Below are 19,354 nucleotides of genomic sequence, written 5' to 3'. Positions count from 1 at the left end.
AGATTGAATTGATAAGTTACATAAGAGGATATTATGTAATAACTGTAGAGGGAATAGGTGTAGAACGTTTTTTAAATCACCTTATGAGAAATGGAATAAAGGTATATGATGTTACCAGAATAAATAGTAATAAAATTCAGTTTAGTGTGGATAGGCAGGATATGAAGGAGTTTAAACAAGTATATAGAGGTAGTAACTATGATGTTAAGGTCAAACAAAAAACAGGTTTGCCATTCCTAATAAAAAGAATATATAAGCATAAAGGTTTATGGGTTTTCGCTATTATATCTTTAGCACTTTTAATTATGACATCTCAGTTTGTAACGGATATATACATACAAGTTCCAGAAGGTATAAAAAAAGAATCATTAAGGAAAGAACTATACGATGCTGGACTTAAGCCTGGTGTCTATAAGAAGAATATAGATAGAAAAGAAATAAGGGATCAAATAATGTTAGCATTTGATGAAGTAGCATATGTATCTATAAATGTTAAAGGGACAAATATATTTGTAACTGTAACAAAAAAAGATGAGAGTTTAAAGTCAACGGATGAATCAAATTATTGTAATATAATAGCTCAAAAAAATGGTATAATAGAAAAGGTAATACCAAGAAGTGGAAGTCAGATTGTAAACGTTGGAGATATAGTTCAAAAAGGTGATGTTCTTTTAAATGGAGCAAATACGAAATCAGTACCAGAAGTATGGGCAAGCACATTTTATGAGGTTTCAAAAAGTGCAAGCTATGAAGATGTAGAAAAAGAAAAAACTGGAGAAAGTAAAAAAGTATATAGTATAAGCTTTTATGATAAAAACTATACAATAAGAAGAAATATAAACTATAATAATTATGTTATTGAAAATAAAGAACATAAACTTTCTATTGGAGACTATACTTTTCCTTTAAAAATAAAAGTAAGTACTTTCTATGAAACAAAGAATGTTAAAGTTAAAAAAGATAAAGAAAAACTTAAAAAAGAACTTTCTGAGAATGTATTAAAAGAACTAGAATACATAATACCAGCTTCTGCAAGAATAGTAGATGTAGATCACGATTATAAAGTTAATAAAAATATATTAGAGTATAGAATTACAGTTCAAGCGTCTGAAAATATAGCAAAACTTTATCCTCTTAGTAAGTCAGAGGCAGAACAGATAATAAAAGAACAAGATAATTCTACTGATACAGAAGAACCACTTCCTTCAAATCCGGGGAAAAGACCAATAAATGATATAAGAAATGAATTTGAGGATAAAAATAATAGTAAAGAGCAAAATGATACTAAAGATGAAAATTAATTATCTTATTCAAGGAGGCATACTAAATTGATAGTACAAAAGAAGTTTATAATTTCAGAAGAAAAATTTGAAAGAGAGCTATTTGGAAATTTTGATGAAAATATAAAATTGATAGAAGAAACTTTAAATATAGATGTAATACTAAGAGAAGGTAATATAGTTTTAATGGGGCAAGAAAAGAATGTAGATGAAGCATTAAAGCTTATGAATGAGCTTCACCAAACTGTATCAAATGGAAAAAGTTTAGATAAGCAAAGTATATCATACTCATTATCTTTATTATTAGAAGGAAAAGAAGAACAACTTAAAGAACTTGAAGATGTTATAGTTGTAACTAAAAAAGGAAAACCGGTTCAACCTAAAACATTAGGGCAAAAAAAGTATATAAATCTTATAAAATCAAATGACATAACTTTTGGTATTGGACCAGCAGGAACGGGAAAAACATATTTAGCTGTGGCTATGGCTGTAAAAGCATTTAAAAGAGATGAGGTAAGTAAAATAATATTAACTAGACCAGCAGTAGAAGCAGGAGAAAATTTAGGTTTTTTACCAGGAGATTTAAAGGAAAAGGTAGATCCATATTTAATACCATTATATGACGCTTTATTTGATATGCTAGGTCCAGAAAAATTTGTTAAGTACTTAGAAAGAGGTACTATAGAAGTTGCGCCTCTTGCTTTTATGAGAGGAAGAACATTAGACAATGCATTTATAATATTAGATGAAGCTCAAAATACAACTCCAGAGCAAATGAAAATGTTTTTAACTAGGCTTGGATTTGGATCAAAGGCAGTTGTAACTGGAGATTTAACTCAAACAGATCTACCGAATAAGAAAAAAAGTGGACTTTTACAAGCTACAGCAATATTAAAAGATGTGGAAGGTATTGGATCTATAGCTTTAAGTGACAAAGATGTTGTAAGACATGAACTAGTTCAAAGAATAATAAGAGCTTATGAAAAGTTTGATAAAGAAGAAGAAAAGAAAATGAGTAAAAAATAATATAAATTTTAAACAAAGGAAGAAAAATATGGAACTTATAATAGATAATAGACAAGATAAAATACAGATAAGTGAAGAGTTAATAGAGAAAATAGAAGATATAATTGTAGAGTGTTTAGACTATGAAGGATATGATGATGATTATGAAGTTAGTTTATCATTTGTAGATAATAAAGAAATACATGAATTAAATAGAGAATATAGAGGCGTAGATAGAGCTACAGACGTACTATCCTTTCCTCTCTTAAGTGATGAATTTGATATAGAAGTTGAAGAAGAGTCTCTAGGTGATATAGTAATATCTTTAGAAAGAGCTTTTGAACAAAGTGAAGAATATAATCATAGCTTTGAAAGAGAAGTGTGCTTTTTAGTTTGTCATAGTACATTCCATCTTTTAGGATATGATCATGATAATGAAGAAAGTACAAAAGAAATGAGACAGAAGGAAGAATATATATTAAACAAGCTAAACATAACAAGGGAGTAATTTATGAAATCTAAAAAAACTCGTCAGGGGATAATTAAAGCATTTAATGCGGCAATAGAAGGTATTATATATACCTTTAAATTTGAAAGAAATATGAAAATACATTATTTTGTTGCCGTATTAGTGTTTGTAGCAAGTTTATTTTTTGATTTATCAAGGGTAGAAATGCTTATATTAATATTTTCTATAAGTTTAGTTGTAATATCGGAAATGTTTAATACAGCCATAGAAAAAACCATTGATATGATAACCGAAGAATATAATGTGCTTGCTAAAATTGCTAAGGACGTTGCTGCTGGTGGAGTACTAATTGCAGCACTAAATTCTGTTGTAGTTGGATATCTATTGTTTTATGATAAAATAACTGATATATCAGTACGACTAATGTACACTATTAGAGAGTCGGAACCTCATATAACATTAATATGTATTGTATTAGTACTTATAGCTGTAGTAGTAGTGAAGGCGATGACCTCAACAGGTACTCCTTTAAAAGGAGGAATGCCTAGTGGACACGCAGCGCTTGCATTTGCTATGGCTACAGGAATTACATTTATGACTGAAAGAGTAGTTGCATCAACACTAGCCTACTTAATGGCAGTGTTAGTTGCTCAAAGTAGGATAGAAGGAAAGATACATACTTTTTGGGAGACTGTAGCAGGTGGGATTTTAGGAACTCTAATAGGGATATTAATATTCCAAATGAGTGTTTTTTACATAAAATAATATATAATATTAAATTTAATGAATTATAATAGAAAAAGAGTGTATAATGTTTATAAAAGAAGTCTTTAAGACTTCTTTTTATGTTATAATGGAACGTACTAGATAAAAAGATTAATATTAAATTATATTAAATTAAGAATATTTATTATCTATTTTTTATAATATAAATCTATAGATAATAAAATGAATATAAACTAGATAAATATAAATCAGATAATAAAAAATTTATAAGACACAAAAGAAAATGATAGGAGAAGCGACAATATGTTTAAATCAGGATTTGTTAGTATAGTAGGAAGACCAAATGTAGGGAAATCTACTTTAATGAATAATGTAGTTGGAGAAAAAATAGCTATAATGAGTGATAAACCTCAAACTACAAGAAATACAATACAGGCAGTTTATACAGATGAAGAATGCCAAATAGTATTTTTAGATACACCAGGAATTCATAAGCCTAAAAATAAATTAGGAGAATTTATGGTAAAATCTGCTACTGATGCATTTAAAAATGTAGACTTAGTATTATATGTAGTAGATGATTCTAAAAAAATAGGACCAGGAGATAGAAAAATAATAGATGATCTAAAAAATGTAAAAACTCCTGTAGTTTTAGTTATAAATAAAATGGATCAAATTGAAGAACAAGATTTATTTGATATGATGAAGATGTATCACGCTGAAGGTGTGTTCAAGCAAATAGTACCTATATCAGCACTAAAGGGAAGAAATGTTAAGGAGCTATTAAAGGTAGTTCAAAATCATTTAGAAGAAGGACCTAAATATTTCCCAGATTATATGATAACAGACCAACCAGAAAGAGTATTAGTATCAGAATTAATAAGAGAAAAAGTTCTTCATTATATACATGATGAAATCCCTCATGGTGTTGCTGTTGAAATTGAAAAAATGAAATCAAGAAAAGATAAAGAAATAGTAGACGTTTCTGCAGTAATATATTGCGAAAGAGACTCTCATAAAGGTATAATAATAGGTAAAAATGGTAGAAAACTAAAAGGAATAGGTAAATCAGCAAGAGAAGATATGGAATTACTTTTAGGATCTCAAATAAATCTTCAATTATGGGTTAAAGTTAAGGAGAATTGGAGAAACTTACAAAATTACGTAAGTAATTTTGGATATACTGATAAATAAAGGTGGATTATATGGATAGGAAACAAGAGGCGTCCCAGGACTTATTGAGTGAAGTCAAAATATTAATTGAAAATAATAAAATATTAGAATTAAGAGAATTACTTGAAGAGTATCATATAATAGATATTTTTGATATAATGGAACATTTAGAGGAAAGTATGAAAATAAAATTATTTGAAGTACTTCCTCTTGATATGGCAGCGTCTATACTAGAAGAAAGTGATGTTGAGTTTTTTAGCACAATACTATCAAAAATAGATGTAGAACATAGAAAAAATATACTAGAATTAATGTCTCTGGATGATATGGCTGATATATTAAGTCAGCTTGAGGAAGAAGAAAGAGAGAGAATAATGGAACTTTTAAGTAAAGAAGATGCAGATGACTTAAAAGAACTATTAATATATGAAGAAGAATCTACTGGTGGAATAATGACTACCGGATATATAGAAATAAATGAAGAAATGACTGCAAAAGAAGCAATAGAACACATGAGAGAAAATGCCGAAGATGCAGAAACTATTTATTATATATATGTAGTAGATAACGATGAAAGACTAGTAGGAGTATTATCTTTAAGAGAATTAATAACTTCTAGAGATTCTAATATTATAAAAGATTTGATGAGTGAGAATATAATATCAGTTTTCGTAGACGAAGATAGAGAAGAAGCTGTAAGATTAGTATCGAAATATAATTTAATAGCAATACCGGTAATAGATAGAGATCAAAAATTAAAAGGTATAATAACTGTAGATGATATAATTGATGTTATAGAAGAAGAAGCAACAGAGGATATGTATAAATTTGCAGGTTCTTCAGAACATGAAAGAGATACAGTGGAAAAAGTAAATCCAATGTTAAAAGACCAAATTTCATCATCAGTTAGAGGAAGGATGCCATGGCTTATAATAACACTAATTGGAGGATTATTATCTGCAATGATGGTTTCTAACTTAGACTTTATAATGAATCCTACTTATGCAATTTTAGTATTTTTCATACCAGTTGTTATAGGTATGGGTGGAAATATAGGAACTCAATCTTCTGCACTTACTGTTATGGCATTATCAAATAAAGATTTAGAATTTAGTAATGTTATAAGGGAAGGTATAGTAGGTCTTATTACAGGAGTTATATGTAGTATAATACTTGCTATTGTTGTATTTATATTTACTAAAGATATAGATATTGTCATAGTTGTATCTTTATCATTATTTATAAATATGATCGTTGGAGCAATGATAGGAGCTTTTATACCAGTATTTTTAAAAAAATTAGATTTAGATCCATCAATAATTTCAGCACCAGTTATAGCTACAGTCCTTGATATAACTGGGATAGCAATATACCTTGTTATAACTACTGTATTATTGTCAAAAATTGTTTAATAACTTTATGTATTATTTACCCTCTTCTTACTAAAAATATAGTATAAATGTAAGGAGGGGGTTTTTAAAAATGAACAATTTATGTTGGGAAGTTTTTAAAAAGACGGGTAGTATAGAAGCATATATGTATTTAAATGACTTCAAAGGCCTGCATGAAGAAAATGAAGATATAAGGGAGATAGATACCGACTATGATAATCTTGAACACCCAGGGGATAGTACTTAAAGCGGTAAGATATGAAGAGAATGATGTAATATTAACTTTGTTTACTAGAAAGCTTGGAAAAGTAGCTGCTTTAGCGAAAGGAGCTAAGAGGAATAAAAGTTCTTTCCTTTCATCATCGCAGCTCTTCTCCTATTCTAATTATACTTTAAAAAAACAAGGTAATATGTATAGAGTAAGCCAAAGTGATATAATAAAAAGTTTTTATGATATATCTTATGATATAGATGCATTTTCATATGCTACATATATTACAAAACTAGTAGAAGGATCTACATTAGAAAATCAGACAAATAATAGACTGTTTATACTACTGGCACAAACTCTACATTTATATACTCAAAATGATGTAGACAAACAATTTATAACTAGAGCTTTTGAGATAAAGTTTTTAGATTATATAGGATTTAAACCTGTAGTAAATAGATGCTGTAGTTGTGGAAGTAAAGATTTAAAGACACCTGTTTTTAACGTAGACGAAGGTGGCATATTATGTGGAATATGTAGTGAACATACTGAAAATAATTTAAAAATTGACGTAACTACTGTGAGGCTTATGGAATATATATTAAGTAATGACATATTGAAGTGTAGTAAGGCAAAAGTTTCAAAATATATAACATATGAATTGGGAAAGATATTAAATAAATATCTAAATACCTATATTGATAATGTAAATTTAAAATCATTATATCTATTACAAAATATTCAAAATAATAAGGGAGTTGATACGGATGAATAGTAATATAACTATTGAACAAATGGATGCAGTAATATCAAGAGTTCCAAATGCTACTTATGCGCAGGTTAAACAAGCACTTATAGATTCGAATGGAGATGTAATAGAAGCAGTTATTGCGTTAGAATCTATAAACCCAATAAGTAAAAAAACAAAGCAAGCTAGACAAAAAATTGAAGAGGTTTTTAATAAAGATAACGAAGACATGAAAGAATTTAAGGAACAATTTGGAGAAGATTTTGCCCATGTAAAAGAACAAGTAAAAGAGTTACTTAAAAAAAGTAGTGTTATAAGAGTTATGGTAGAAAAAAATGATAAGATTATAATGAATATACCTTTAACAGTTGGAGTTGTAGGTTTAGCACTAGGACCATTAGTGACTTTAGTAGGATTATCAGCAGCAGTGTTAGGAAAATATAGAATAAAAATTCAAAATGAAGATGATGGAACTATTGTTGACTTAGGAGAATTAAACGAAGAGAAACTTAATATGCTAAAGCAAATGTTAGCGAACACAGCAAAAGATGTAAAAGATGTTGTAGTAGACAATAAAAAAGATGACAAAGATATAACAGATGAGCTTATCAAAGAAGACAATAAAAAAGATATAAATAATTAAATAGAGTATAATTTACTTACTTATATCTACATTGACAAAATTTATAGAATTTGATATTCTAAAAGTTAGAAAAGAGCTATTTAAAGGCCTTTCGTGTAGACGAAAGGCTTTGTTATATTATAGGAAAGTTAAATTTTTATTATAGGAGGTATTATTATGAATTTTCAAAATATGATACTTACGCTACAAAACTACTGGGCTAATCAAGGATGCATAATGATGCAACCATATGATGTTGAAAAGGGTGCGGGAACGATGAACCCTAACACATTTTTAAGATCATTAGGTCCAGAGCCTTGGAAAGTTTGTTATGTAGAGCCATCTAGAAGACCAGCTGATGGTAGATATGGAGAAAACCCTAATAGACTATATCAACATCATCAATTCCAAGTAATACTTAAGCCATCACCAGATAATATACAAGAATTATATCTAGGGAGTTTAGAAACTATAGGAATAGACCCAAGTGAACATGATATAAGATTCGTTGAAGATAACTGGGAATCAACTACTGTTGGAGCTTGGGGACTTGGATGGGAAGTATGGTTAGACGGGATGGAAATAACTCAGTTTACATATTTCCAACAAGTTGGTGGTATAGAGTGTGAGTTAGAAACTGGAGAAATTACATACGGATTAGAAAGACTTGCAATGTACATTCAAGAGGTTGATAGCGTATATGACCTTAAATGGAACGATGAAATAACTTATGGTGATGTATTTAAACAATCTGAATATGAAAACTCTATGTATGCATTTGAAGAATGTGATGCAGATATGTTATTTAATCTATTTGATACATATGAGAAAGAAGGATTAAAACTTATGGAAAGAGGACTTGTAGTGCCAGCATATGATTATGTATTAAAGTGTTCTCATACGTTCAATACATTAGATGCCAGAGGAGCTGTAGGTGTTAGTCAAAGAGCCTCATTTATAGGAAGAGTTAGAAATATGGCTAGAAATGTTGCAGCTGCATTTGTAAAACAAAGAGAAGAATTAGGATATCCTCTTTTAAAGGAAGGTGATAGATAATGAACAACTACCTTTTATTTGAAGTTGGTGTTGAAGAATTACCATCAAGATTTGTAAGTAGTACTCTACAACAAATAAAAAATAACTTAACAAAAATGTTTAATGAAAATAGAATTGAATTTAATGAAATAAATACTTATGGAACTCCAAGAAGATTAACTTTTATAGTTGAAGGCATAAGTGAAAAACAAAGTAATTTAGAAGAAGAAGTAAAAGGTCCATCTAAAAAAATAGCATTAGATGCTGATGGAAACTTTACAAAACCTGCACTTGGATTTATGAAGAGTAAAGGTCTTAAAGAAGAAGATGTAGTGTTTAAAGTTGTAGGTAAAGATGAATACATATTTGGAACTATAAGACAAGCTGGCAAAGAAACTAGTGAAGTTTTAAAAACTATATTACCAGAAGCTGTAAAAAATGTAACATTCCCTAAAGCTATGCGTTGGGGTGGTAAGAATATGAGATTTGCTAGACCTATAAGATGGATGGTTACTTTATTAAATGATAATGTATTAGAATTTGATTTAGAAGGTATAAAGTCATCTAATATTACTAAGGGTCATAGATTCTTAGGACAAAATGAATTTGAAGTTAATTCGCTACAAGATTACTTAAATAAATTAGAAGAAAACTTTGTAATATTAGACCAAGATAGAAGAAAAGACATTATAAGAAAACAATGTATAGAAGTTGCTAATTCATTAGGTGGAGAAGTTGAATTTGATGAGGATTTACTTGAAGAAGTAACTCATTTAGTTGAATATCCAACAGCATTTTATGGAGAATTCAATGAAGACTATGCAAAACTACCTAAAGAAGTTGTAACAACTCCAATGCAACAGCATCAAAGATATTTCCCTGTTGTCAAAGATGGTAAGTTATTACCTAACTTTATAGCAGTTAGAAATGGTAATGATTATAGAATAGATAAAGTTAAAGAAGGAAATGAAAAAGTTTTAGTTGCAAGACTTGAAGATGCACTATTCTTCTATAAAGAAGATACAAAGAAGAGCCTAGAAAGCTATAGCGAGAAATTAAAGAGTGTGGTATTCCAAGCAAAACTTGGAACAGTATATGATAAAACTTTAAGAATAGAAAACTTAAGCTCTAATATAATTGACTTATTAAACCTATCAAATGATAAAGAAGATACTAAAAGAGCAGCTGCATTATGTAAGTCTGACTTAGTTACAGGAATGGTATTTGAATTTACTGAGCTTCAAGGTATAATGGGTAGAGAATATGCTAAAGTTAGTGGAGAAAATGAAGCAGTTAGTGAAGCTATATTTGAACACTATTTACCTAGATTTGCAGGAGATATACTTCCTAAAACTAATGCTGGAATAGCTTTATCTATAGCAGATAAATTAGATTCTATAGCAGGATTCTTTGCAATAGGAATACAGCCAACAGGTTCACAAGACCCTTATGCTTTAAGACGTCAAGCATTAGGTGTTTTAAATATATTAATGGATAGTAAATTAGATGTTAATTTAGCTGATTTAGTTGAATTAGCTCTTAATAATTACTCTAACTTAGAATTTAATAAAGAGGAAGTAATAGCTTCTATTATGGAATTCTTTAAAGAGAGAATAAAGAACCTATTCAGAGATTTAGGAATAAGATATGATGTTATAGATGCAGTATTAAGTTCTAAACTAAATGATATATCAGATATGCATTTAAGAGCAGAAGAACTTAATAATTGGCTAGATAAAGATGAATTAGTTGAAATGTTAACAGCATTCAATAGAGTATCTACATTAGCTCAAAAGGCTATATCTAGTGAAATTAATGAAGAACTGTTAAAAGAGGAAGCAGAAATAGCTTTATATAAAGAATTTAATAGTACAAAAGATAAAGTTGAAGAATTATTAAAAGACAAAAAATATAGTGAAGCTCTAGATTCTTTTGCATCATTAAGACCATCAATAGATGCTATGTTTGATAGTGTTATGGTAATGGATAAAGATGAAGCTATAAAAAATAATAGATTAGGTTTACTTAAACAAATATACGATACTATGTTAAGTATATGTGATTTATCTAAAATAGTATATAAGTAATAAAATAAGACCTAGGAGATAATCCTAGGTCTTATTTTTATAATCTAAACATTTAAATTTAAAGTATTTCGACCATAAAGTAGCTTAAGAGAAGCTGACTTTAAATCAAAATATTAAAAAATAATTATATGTATATTAAAATTTTTATATTTTAGTAAAAATTTAGTATTAAATTGGTTACTATGTACAATAATGTATTATAATATTATATAGTATAAACAATTTAGCTACATTATTTAATATATAACCCCAATAAATATATATTAGATACACTAATAAAGTGATAAGAAAAGAAAAAGTATAACATTTATTTATAAAAAGTGTTTACAGAATGGTATATACAGATATATAATGTAATATATAAGATGAAATCTGTAAAAAGTATAGCACAAATGAAAGAAGGTGAACATTATTCAACTTAACCAAAGACAATTAAAAATAATTGACATAGTAAAAGCTAATGAGCCTATAACAAGTGAATGTATTGCCGCTAACTTAAATGTAACTCGTGCTACACTAAGGTCAGACTTAGCTATATTAACTATGACAGGCATATTAGATGCAAGACCTAAAGTTGGATATTTTTACTCGGGAGTTAGCGAAATTAATTTAATAGGAAATAAAATAAAAGATAAAAAAGTTAAAGATATAATGAGTATGCCTATTGTTGTTAAAAAAGACACAAGTATATACGATGTTATAGTAACAATGTTTTTATCTGATGTAGGAAGTATATTTATTATAGACGACGATGAAAACTTATGTGGGATAGTATCTAGAAAAGATTTACTAAAAGCAACTATAGGTGGTGGAGATATAAATAAAATGCCTATAGGTATGATAATGACTAGAACACCAAATGTAATAACTGTAAGTCAAGAAGAAGGAATTTTAGTAGCAGCTAAAAAGATAATAGAACATGAAGTTGATTCCATACCAGTAATTGAAGAACATGAAGATGACCCTAATCAAGCTAAGGTTATTGGAAGAATGTCTAAAACTAACATAACAAAGTTATTTTTAGAGTTAACAGACAATTAAGGAGGAACATATGGAAAATTTAATTATATATGTCATATCAGATTCAGTTGGTGAAACTGCACAGCAAGTAACTAAAGCTGCTATATCACAATTTAGCATGGAAGATAATTATGAAATTAGAAGATTCCCTTATGTTACAGATAGAGGATTTTTAAAGGAGATACTTAATAGCGGAAAAAATGAAGATGCCATAATAGTATATACCTTAGTAGATGAAACTTTATTAAATATAACAAAGGAATTTTGTCAAATAGAAAGATTAAGCCATATAGACTTAATGACACCTTTACTTAGAGAAATATCAAATAAGACAAATATCAAGCCTAAAAGAGAGCCTGGAATAATAAGAAAGCTTGATGAAAGCTACTTCAAAAGAGTAGAGGCTATCGAATTTGCTGTTAAATATGATGATGGAAAAGACCCAAGAGGTATATTAAAATCAGACATAGTTTTACTTGGTATATCAAGAACATCTAAGACGCCACTTAGTATGTATTTGGCAAATAAGAATATAAAGGTAGCAAATGTACCTTTGGTTCCAGAAATACCAATACCAAAAGAAGTATTTGAAATAAATCCTAAGAAAATAATAGGTCTTACAAACACTCCAGAAAAGCTAAATAGAATAAGGCAGGAAAGATTAAAAGCATTAGGACTATCTAGTAATGCAAGTTACGCAAATCTAGAAAGAATACTTCAAGAGTTAGACTATTCAGAGAAAGTAATGAAAAAGGTAGGATGCCCTGTTATAGATGTTTCTAGCAAAGCAATTGAAGAAACAGCGGGCATTATAATAGATATAATGAAAGAAAATGGAATTAAAGTCCACAAAGATGGCGAGAAGTAGTATATAAATAAAAATCTACAATATTAATCGATGGGGGATTAAATGATGGAAGCTAAATATGTTTATAGTTTTACTGAAGGTAACAAAGAAATGAAATCTTTATTAGGAGGTAAAGGTGCTAACTTAGCAGAGATGACAAAGATAGGACTACCTGTTCCTAATGGTTTTACTATTACTACTAAAGCATGTAATGATTATTATGATAATAATGAGACAATAAGAGAAGAAATAATAACTGAAATAGAAAGTCAATTATTAGGATTAGAAAAAGAGTTAAATAAGTCACTAGGATGTAGCAAAAATCCATTATTATTGTCAGTTCGTTCAGGAGCAGTATTCTCTATGCCTGGTATGATGGACACAATACTTAACCTAGGACTTAATGATACAAGTGTAGTAGCACTAGCTAAGGCTACAAAAAATGAGAGATTTGCATATGATAGTTATAGAAGATTTATACAAATGTTTTCAGATGTAGCTATGGGAATTCCAAAATATAAATTTGAAAATATATTAGATAAAATAAAAGAAAGTAAAGAATATAAATTTGATACAGATTTAAATATTGATGATTTAAAAGAATTAGTAAAAGAATATAAAAAATTATATAAAAAAGAAATAAAAGTAGATTTCCCAGAAAATCCAAAAGAGCAATTGATGCTTGCTATAAAAGCTGTATTTAAATCATGGAATAATCCGAGAGCAGCAGTATATCGTAGATTAAATGATATACCTCACAACTTAGGGACAGCCGTGAATATACAATCAATGGTATTTGGAAATATGGGAGAAACTAGTGGTACGGGTGTTGCATTTACTAGAAACCCATCTACTGGAGAAAATAAATTATTTGGAGAATTCTTGCTTAATGCACAAGGTGAAGACGTTGTAGCCGGAATAAGAACTCCTAAAGATATATCTACATTAAAAGAAGTTATGCCAAGTGCATACGATGAATTTACGAAAATAACATCTATACTTGAAAATCATTATAAAGATATGCAAGATATAGAATTTACTATAGAGAGAGAAAAGTTATATATACTACAAACAAGAAACGGTAAAAGGACAGCTAAAGCATCTATAAATATAGCTGTAGATTTAGTTAAAGAAAATATTATAGATAAAAAAGAAGCTATAATGAGAATAGATCCTAAGCAATTAGACCAACTTCTTCATCCAAGTTTTGAAAACGAATCTTTAGAAAAATCAACAGTTATAGCTAAAGGACTACCAGCATCACCTGGAGCAGGTAGAGGAAAGGTTTACTTCAATGCACAAGATGTTGTTAGTGCTAAAGAAAGAGGAGAAGAAGCAATACTTGTTAGACTTGAAACATCACCTGAAGATATAGAAGGTATGGTATGTGCAGAAGGTATACTTACAGCAAGAGGTGGTATGACATCTCATGCAGCTGTTGTAGCACGTGGTATGGGTAAATGTTGTGTAGCTGGATGCTCAGATATAAAGGTAGATGAGTTTAATAAAGAGATAAGAACAGAGTTAGCGGTAATAAAAGAGGGCGAGTATATTTCATTAGATGGATCTAGTGGATGTGTTTATTTAGGGGAAGTTAAAAAAACGGATGTAGCTTTAAGTGGAAGCTTTGAAATATTAATGAATTGGGTAAATGAATATAAAGACATAGCAGTAAGAACTAATGCAGATAATCCAAGAGATGCAAAAGCTGCTATTAAATTTGGCGCAGAAGGTATTGGTTTATGTAGAACTGAGCATATGTTCTTTGATGAAGATAGAATACCTGCTGTAAGAGAGATGATATTATCTAATACACTAGAGCAAAGATTAATAGCATTAGATAAATTACTTCCTATGCAAAAAGAAGATTTTATAGAAATATTTAAAGTTATGGATGGAAAAGAAGTTAATATAAGATTACTTGATCCACCTCTTCATGAATTCTTACCTCATGATGATGAATCTATAAATGTTCTTGCTAAAACTATGAATATAGAAGTAAGCGAAATAAAAAGAAGAATAGTAGATTTAGAAGAATTTAACCCAATGCTTGGTCATAGAGGATGTAGACTTGCTATAACATTCCCTGAAATATATGAAATGCAAGCAAAGGCTATAATATATGGAGCAATAGAAGCTATTAAATTAGGAGTAAAAGTAATACCTGAAATAATGATACCTTTAGTAGGTGAAGTAAAAGAATTAAAAGTAATAAGAGAAATGATAAAAGAAACTATAGATAATATAATAAAAGAAGAAGATTTAAAAGTAGATTATACAGTAGGTACGATGATAGAAGTTCCAAGAGCGTGTTTAACAGCAGATGAAATAGCACAAGAGGCAGATTTCTTCAGCTTTGGAACTAATGATTTAACTCAAATGACTTTTGGATATTCAAGAGATGATGCAGGAAAGTTCTTAGGGGAATATGTAAATAATGAACTTTTAGAAAAAGATCCATTTGAAGTATTAGATCAAAATGGTGTTGGAAAGTTAGTCAAAATGGGTTCTAAATTAGGAAGAGAAACAAAACCAGAATTAAAAATAGGAATATGTGGAGAGCATGGAGGAGAACCATCTTCAGTAGAGTTCTGTTATAAGCTTGGACTTAATTATGTATCTTGTTCACCATTTAGAGTTCCTATAGCAAGACTTGCAGCAGCACAAGCAACTATAAAAAATAAATAATTTAAATATAAACTCCTTTATAAAATAACTTATAGAGGAGTTTTTTAATGTAACATCTAGAATAGACATTTCATAATATATAATGATATTTTGAAAATCAAATTCAATGGGGGATATAAAATGATAAAATGTCCAAGATGCCAAAAAGATGTTTCATCAAGACCTGGAACAATATGCCCAAGATGTGGGCTTAAGGTATCAGAAGTAAATCAAAAGGTAAGATGTCCAGAACCAAGTTGTAGAGCGTTAGTATCTAGAAAATTAGAGTACTGTCCAAAGTGTGGATGCAAGCTAAAAGGATATAAATTTTCTGAGATTATGAAAATGGCAAGATGTAAAATCGATGAAACTTTTTATGATAAAGAAAAATAGGTTGCTAAAAATTAGCAACCTATTACTGCCTTTCAATATCCCAACCGAAATATCCATTTTCTTTTTTATAATATTTTAATATAGCATCAAATTTATCACCTTGTTTAGAAGTTAGTGATTTAACTTTTGCTGATCCATTTTTTAGTATACTTTTTACCATAGTCTTATTAGGTTTCTTTTTGTAGTATTCTAAGAATTTATCATTTTTCCATATTGCAAATTTACATTCTTTGTAATTATTACATATATATCCTTTGCCAATTTCAACAACATCTCCCTGACAAATAGGGCACTTTCCTAATGATTCATTTTTAGTATCAGGTGATTTTGAAGTATTATTATTTGAAGATTTAGAATTAGTTTTTTTAGATGATTCTTTAGTAAATTTCTTAGTTTTAGGGTTATATGTATAGTTTTCTGTACTAATATTTTTAGGCGTATCTCTTTTTATAAGTTCTACATTTTTAACAATAAAACTCATTATATTAGTTAGATACTCTTTTCTAGTGAAATTTCCTTTTTGAATATCACTTAAACTTTTTTCTAGCTTACCAGTATAGTCAACGTCAAATAAATCTTTAACAGGGAATATTTCAACTAAATTTTTTCCTAAATCAGATATAAAATATGATTTACCTTTTTTACCAACATATCCAACTTGCATAATTTTTTTTAATACATCAGCACGAGTCGCAGATGTACCTATAGAGTAGCCTGATAATACAGCAGTATCTTCTTCAGATACATTTTTACCACAGTTTTTCATAGCCTTAAGTAAAGTATCTTCAGTATAAGGCTTAGGTGGAGTAGTTTGCTTGGTTAAAGTTTTTATATCTATTATATCAACAACATCTTTGTTATTTACCATAGGAAGTAAATCATCTTTTTCTTCTTTATTATAAACTTCTAAATAGCCTTTAGTTTTAAGAACTTTACCTTTAGTTAAGAAAATATGTCCATCAACATTTGTTTTAATCTCAGTATTTTCATATTCAGCAGGAGGCATAAAGTTTGCTATAAATCTATCTTTAATAGCATTATAAACTATAAGTTCATCAGTACTTAAATTATTAGGTATTATGTAAGTAGGTATAATAGCACTATGGCTATCTACTTTAGATGAATCGAAAACTCTTTTTGTTTTAGAAAACTTTACTTTATTCTCATATTCAAGTCCTGCCTTTAATTTGTCTAAAGCTTGTGATACTTTTGAAGTTAAACTTTCTTCTAAATAAATAGAATCAGTTCTAGGATATGTTATATATCCACCTTTACCTTTTCCTTCATAAAGTGACTGACATACACTTAAAACCTTATCTGATGTAAAATTTGCATGTTTGGATGTTATATATCCTTGCAAAGATGTTAAACTGAAAAGCTTAGGAGCATATTCCTTAGACATGGTAACTTTCTTATCTTCTATAGTTCCGGTATTTGAAGTTATACTATCGATAACTTTATTTGCTTCTTCAATTGTATCAAATTTACTTTCTTTACCTTTTATGTACTTTCCTTTGTATTTCCCATTATCACATCTAAAATTACCTTCTATCTCATAATAAGTTTTAGGTACAAAGTTTAATATTTCCATATCTCTATCATAAACCAATTTTACAGTTGGAAGTATGACACGACCAATATTAAGTAACTTTCCATTACCATATTTTAATGTAGCAGCGGAAGTAAAGTTAATACCAATTAACCAGTCAGTAATAAGTCTAGTATATCCTGCTGCTTGTGAATTTCTCATTTCAGAGTCGTCTTTTAAATTGTTAATACCTCTTGTTATATCTTCAGGTGTCCATTCATTAACTAAGATTCTTTTAATAGGTTTTTTGTTTTTGGCAAGTAAAAATATAAGGAAAGATATTAACTCTCCCTCTCTATCGTTATCTGTTGCATTTATAATATATTCTACATCATCTCTATGTAAAAGTTTTTTTACTATATCAAATTGCTTTTTCTTAGAACTATCTACTTTAAATTTAAATTTATCAGTAGGTATGAATGGAAAATTATCCATCTTCCATGACCCCGAATATCTATCTTTGTCGTAATCCTTCATATCATATAAACCAACCAAATGCCCAACAGCATAAGTAATTATATAACCATTTCCCTCGAAGTATCCATCACCTCTAGTTTTAGCACCTAAGAAGGATGCTATAGTTTTGGCAACAGATGGTTTTTCCGCTAATACTAGTTTCAATAAATATAAACCTCCTTTATAAAGTGCATAAAAGTTTTTTAACAACTTTAAATATATTATCACAAAAAAAGAAAAGACTGCAAGGCAGTCTATACATTATAATTAAAATTATTGTTTTTATTGGTTAGGCCTTTTAGATAGCAATCAACAAAACTGTCAGCTAAAAATTCATCCATTAAAGCTACAAAAGCTATATGATTTGTATTATCAGGATTATTTTTTTTCAAATTGTAATTTAAAATAGAACCAGATATAGTACAAGATGATAGCGGATTTATATAAATTCTTTGAGTATCTGATAAAGATGTAAAAATCTCAAAGCATTTTGAAGTATCAATTAAATATGTATGGTCTATTAAACCTTTTAGTTCTGGAAATTTCATATATAAATCATAAGATAAATCTAACTCACTACATTTAAGATGATTTTCCTTATATCCACCAAGTACAATATATACATTATCTTTAGAAATAGATTTAAATGATAAAATTAAGTTTTTAATAAATTCATTTACTTCAATAGGTAGATATAGATACAGTGGATTAGTATCATTTATAGTAATGTTAAAATCATCAAGTAAGTCAATTAAATCAGAAGTATTAAAATTGTTATTATTAAAGTTTAAACTATTATAAATTAAAAATAGGTTGCCATATAATCTTTCTTCATAAATACTTTCTAACTTTTGTTTCATCCAAGGAACAGGTAATAAATTCATGAAATCCCTCCTAAATAAATATAATTTCTAATCAATAAAATATATCTCTCTTTAATATAATTAATATTATGTATATAATAGTTAAATAAGAATAAAAAAGGAGAGACTAAAATGTATACATTAAAGATAAAAAAACTAAGCGAAGAAGCAATAATACCAAACTTTGCTCACCAAGGTGATGCTGGTATGGATTTATATTCTATAGAAGAGGTGGTTATTCCTTCAAGTGAGACAAGACTTATAAAAACTGGAATATCAATCCAACTACCTAAAAATACAGAAGCTCAAGTAAGACCAAGAAGTGGTATGGCTCTTAAGCATTCAATTACAGTTTTAAATACACCTGGTACTATAGATGAAGGATATAGAGGTGAAATCTGTATAATACTAATAAATCATGGCAAAGACGAATTTGTTGTAACTAAAGGGATGAAAATTGCTCAAATGGTAGTTAAACCAATATATGATATAAATATAGAAGAAGTTAAAGAATTAGATAATACAGAGAGAGGTCAAGGTGGATTTGGATCTACTGGATTTTAAATAAAACTATATCTAAAAAAAGAGTTAAATATTAATATTTAACTCTTTTTTTATGTATAAATATGTAATATATGTAAGTTTTTTACAAATTAGTATTTGTATAGACAAAAAGTAACAAATTTGCAATAATAATATTATAGATTAAAATGAAATAAAAAAATATTTATAAAATTAAACAGTATACATACCAAGCTTGAAGTGTAAATAGA

The 19,354-nt window shown here is 28.4% G+C and carries 18 protein-coding genes; 16 read left to right on the top strand and 2 right to left on the bottom strand.

Annotated elements, in window-relative coordinates; all coding sequences use genetic code 11:
- The first annotated feature begins 8 nt into the window (after positions 1–8).
- The 15 genes from yqfD (at position 9) to JNUCC81_RS14200 (ending at position 15,674) form a co-directional block, all read left to right on the top strand.
- Positions 9–1,301 carry a sporulation protein YqfD gene (gene yqfD / locus JNUCC81_RS14270; RefSeq protein ID WP_454094092.1) on the top strand — a complete coding sequence of 431 codons (1,293 nt, stop codon included), beginning with the start codon at positions 9–11 and terminating at the stop codon, positions 1,299–1,301.
- Positions 1,302–1,328: 27 nt separating this feature from the next.
- Positions 1,329–2,306 (top strand): PhoH family protein, encoded by a 978-nt coding sequence (locus tag JNUCC81_RS14265; protein ID WP_208331556.1) that lies wholly within the window; start codon positions 1,329–1,331, stop codon positions 2,304–2,306.
- A gap of 28 nt (positions 2,307–2,334) precedes the next feature.
- The gene (ybeY, locus tag JNUCC81_RS14260) at positions 2,335–2,793 is read left to right on the top strand and encodes an rRNA maturation RNase YbeY (protein WP_454094091.1); all 459 of its coding nucleotides are present in this window, start codon (positions 2,335–2,337) and stop codon (positions 2,791–2,793) included.
- A 3-nt stretch (positions 2,794–2,796) separates the two neighbouring features.
- A complete protein-coding gene (locus JNUCC81_RS14255) occupies positions 2,797–3,519 on the top strand; it encodes a diacylglycerol kinase (RefSeq protein WP_042275590.1) in 723 nt (240 codons plus the stop codon).
- Positions 3,520–3,783: 264 nt separating this feature from the next.
- Complete coding sequence (gene era, locus JNUCC81_RS14250; protein WP_208331554.1) at positions 3,784–4,674, top strand: GTPase Era; 891 nt, start codon at positions 3,784–3,786, stop codon at positions 4,672–4,674.
- Between the two features lie 11 nt (positions 4,675–4,685).
- Complete coding sequence (gene mgtE / locus JNUCC81_RS14245; RefSeq protein ID WP_454094090.1) at positions 4,686–6,065, top strand: magnesium transporter; 1,380 nt, start codon at positions 4,686–4,688, stop codon at positions 6,063–6,065.
- A 70-nt stretch (positions 6,066–6,135) separates the two neighbouring features.
- A complete protein-coding gene (locus tag JNUCC81_RS14240) occupies positions 6,136–6,291 on the top strand; it encodes a YqzL family protein (protein WP_208331552.1) in 156 nt (51 codons plus the stop codon).
- Positions 6,257–7,030 carry a DNA repair protein RecO gene (recO, locus tag JNUCC81_RS14235; RefSeq protein WP_454094089.1) on the top strand — a complete coding sequence of 258 codons (774 nt, stop codon included), beginning with the start codon at positions 6,257–6,259 and terminating at the stop codon, positions 7,028–7,030. Before JNUCC81_RS14240 ends, recO begins: the two co-directional genes overlap by 35 nt.
- A complete protein-coding gene (locus JNUCC81_RS14230) occupies positions 7,023–7,646 on the top strand; it encodes a DUF4342 domain-containing protein (RefSeq protein ID WP_208331550.1) in 624 nt (207 codons plus the stop codon). Before recO ends, JNUCC81_RS14230 begins: the two co-directional genes overlap by 8 nt.
- Before the next feature lie 156 nt (positions 7,647–7,802).
- The gene (glyQ, locus tag JNUCC81_RS14225; RefSeq protein ID WP_454094088.1) at positions 7,803–8,681 is read left to right on the top strand and encodes a glycine--tRNA ligase subunit alpha; all 879 of its coding nucleotides are present in this window, start codon (positions 7,803–7,805) and stop codon (positions 8,679–8,681) included.
- A complete protein-coding gene (gene glyS / locus JNUCC81_RS14220; RefSeq protein WP_454094087.1) occupies positions 8,681–10,747 on the top strand; it encodes a glycine--tRNA ligase subunit beta in 2,067 nt (688 codons plus the stop codon). The genes glyQ and glyS overlap by 1 nt, the downstream gene beginning before the upstream one ends.
- Before the next feature lie 402 nt (positions 10,748–11,149).
- Complete coding sequence (locus JNUCC81_RS14215; protein WP_208331548.1) at positions 11,150–11,788, top strand: helix-turn-helix transcriptional regulator; 639 nt, start codon at positions 11,150–11,152, stop codon at positions 11,786–11,788.
- A gap of 10 nt (positions 11,789–11,798) precedes the next feature.
- Entirely contained in the window at positions 11,799–12,635 is an 837-nt protein-coding gene (locus JNUCC81_RS14210) for a pyruvate, water dikinase regulatory protein (RefSeq protein WP_208331547.1), read from the top strand.
- 45 nt (positions 12,636–12,680) lie between these two features.
- Complete coding sequence (gene ppdK, locus JNUCC81_RS14205) at positions 12,681–15,302, top strand: pyruvate, phosphate dikinase (RefSeq protein ID WP_454096404.1); 2,622 nt, start codon at positions 12,681–12,683, stop codon at positions 15,300–15,302.
- 120 nt (positions 15,303–15,422) lie between these two features.
- The gene (locus JNUCC81_RS14200; protein WP_454094086.1) at positions 15,423–15,674 is read left to right on the top strand and encodes a hypothetical protein; all 252 of its coding nucleotides are present in this window, start codon (positions 15,423–15,425) and stop codon (positions 15,672–15,674) included.
- Positions 15,675–15,696: 22 nt separating this feature from the next.
- Here the strand turns inward: JNUCC81_RS14200 and JNUCC81_RS14195 are convergent, their stop codons facing one another.
- Both JNUCC81_RS14195 and JNUCC81_RS14190 read right to left on the bottom strand, forming a co-directional pair.
- Positions 15,697–17,883, bottom strand: coding sequence for a DNA topoisomerase (locus JNUCC81_RS14195; RefSeq protein WP_454094085.1), 2,187 nt, complete (start codon positions 17,881–17,883; stop codon positions 15,697–15,699).
- 89 nt (positions 17,884–17,972) lie between these two features.
- Positions 17,973–18,602, bottom strand: coding sequence for a hypothetical protein (locus JNUCC81_RS14190; RefSeq protein ID WP_454094084.1), 630 nt, complete (start codon positions 18,600–18,602; stop codon positions 17,973–17,975).
- Between the two features lie 111 nt (positions 18,603–18,713).
- Here JNUCC81_RS14190 and dut point away from each other — a divergent pair, with 111 nt between their 5' ends.
- Positions 18,714–19,145 carry a dUTP diphosphatase gene (gene dut / locus JNUCC81_RS14185; protein WP_454094083.1) on the top strand — a complete coding sequence of 144 codons (432 nt, stop codon included), beginning with the start codon at positions 18,714–18,716 and terminating at the stop codon, positions 19,143–19,145.
- Positions 19,146–19,354: the final 209 nt, after the last annotated feature.

Source organism: Faecalimicrobium sp. JNUCC 81 (assembly GCF_053667625.1).
Note: the sequence above shows the minus strand (reverse complement) of the source record. Positions and strands in the feature narration are given on the sequence as shown.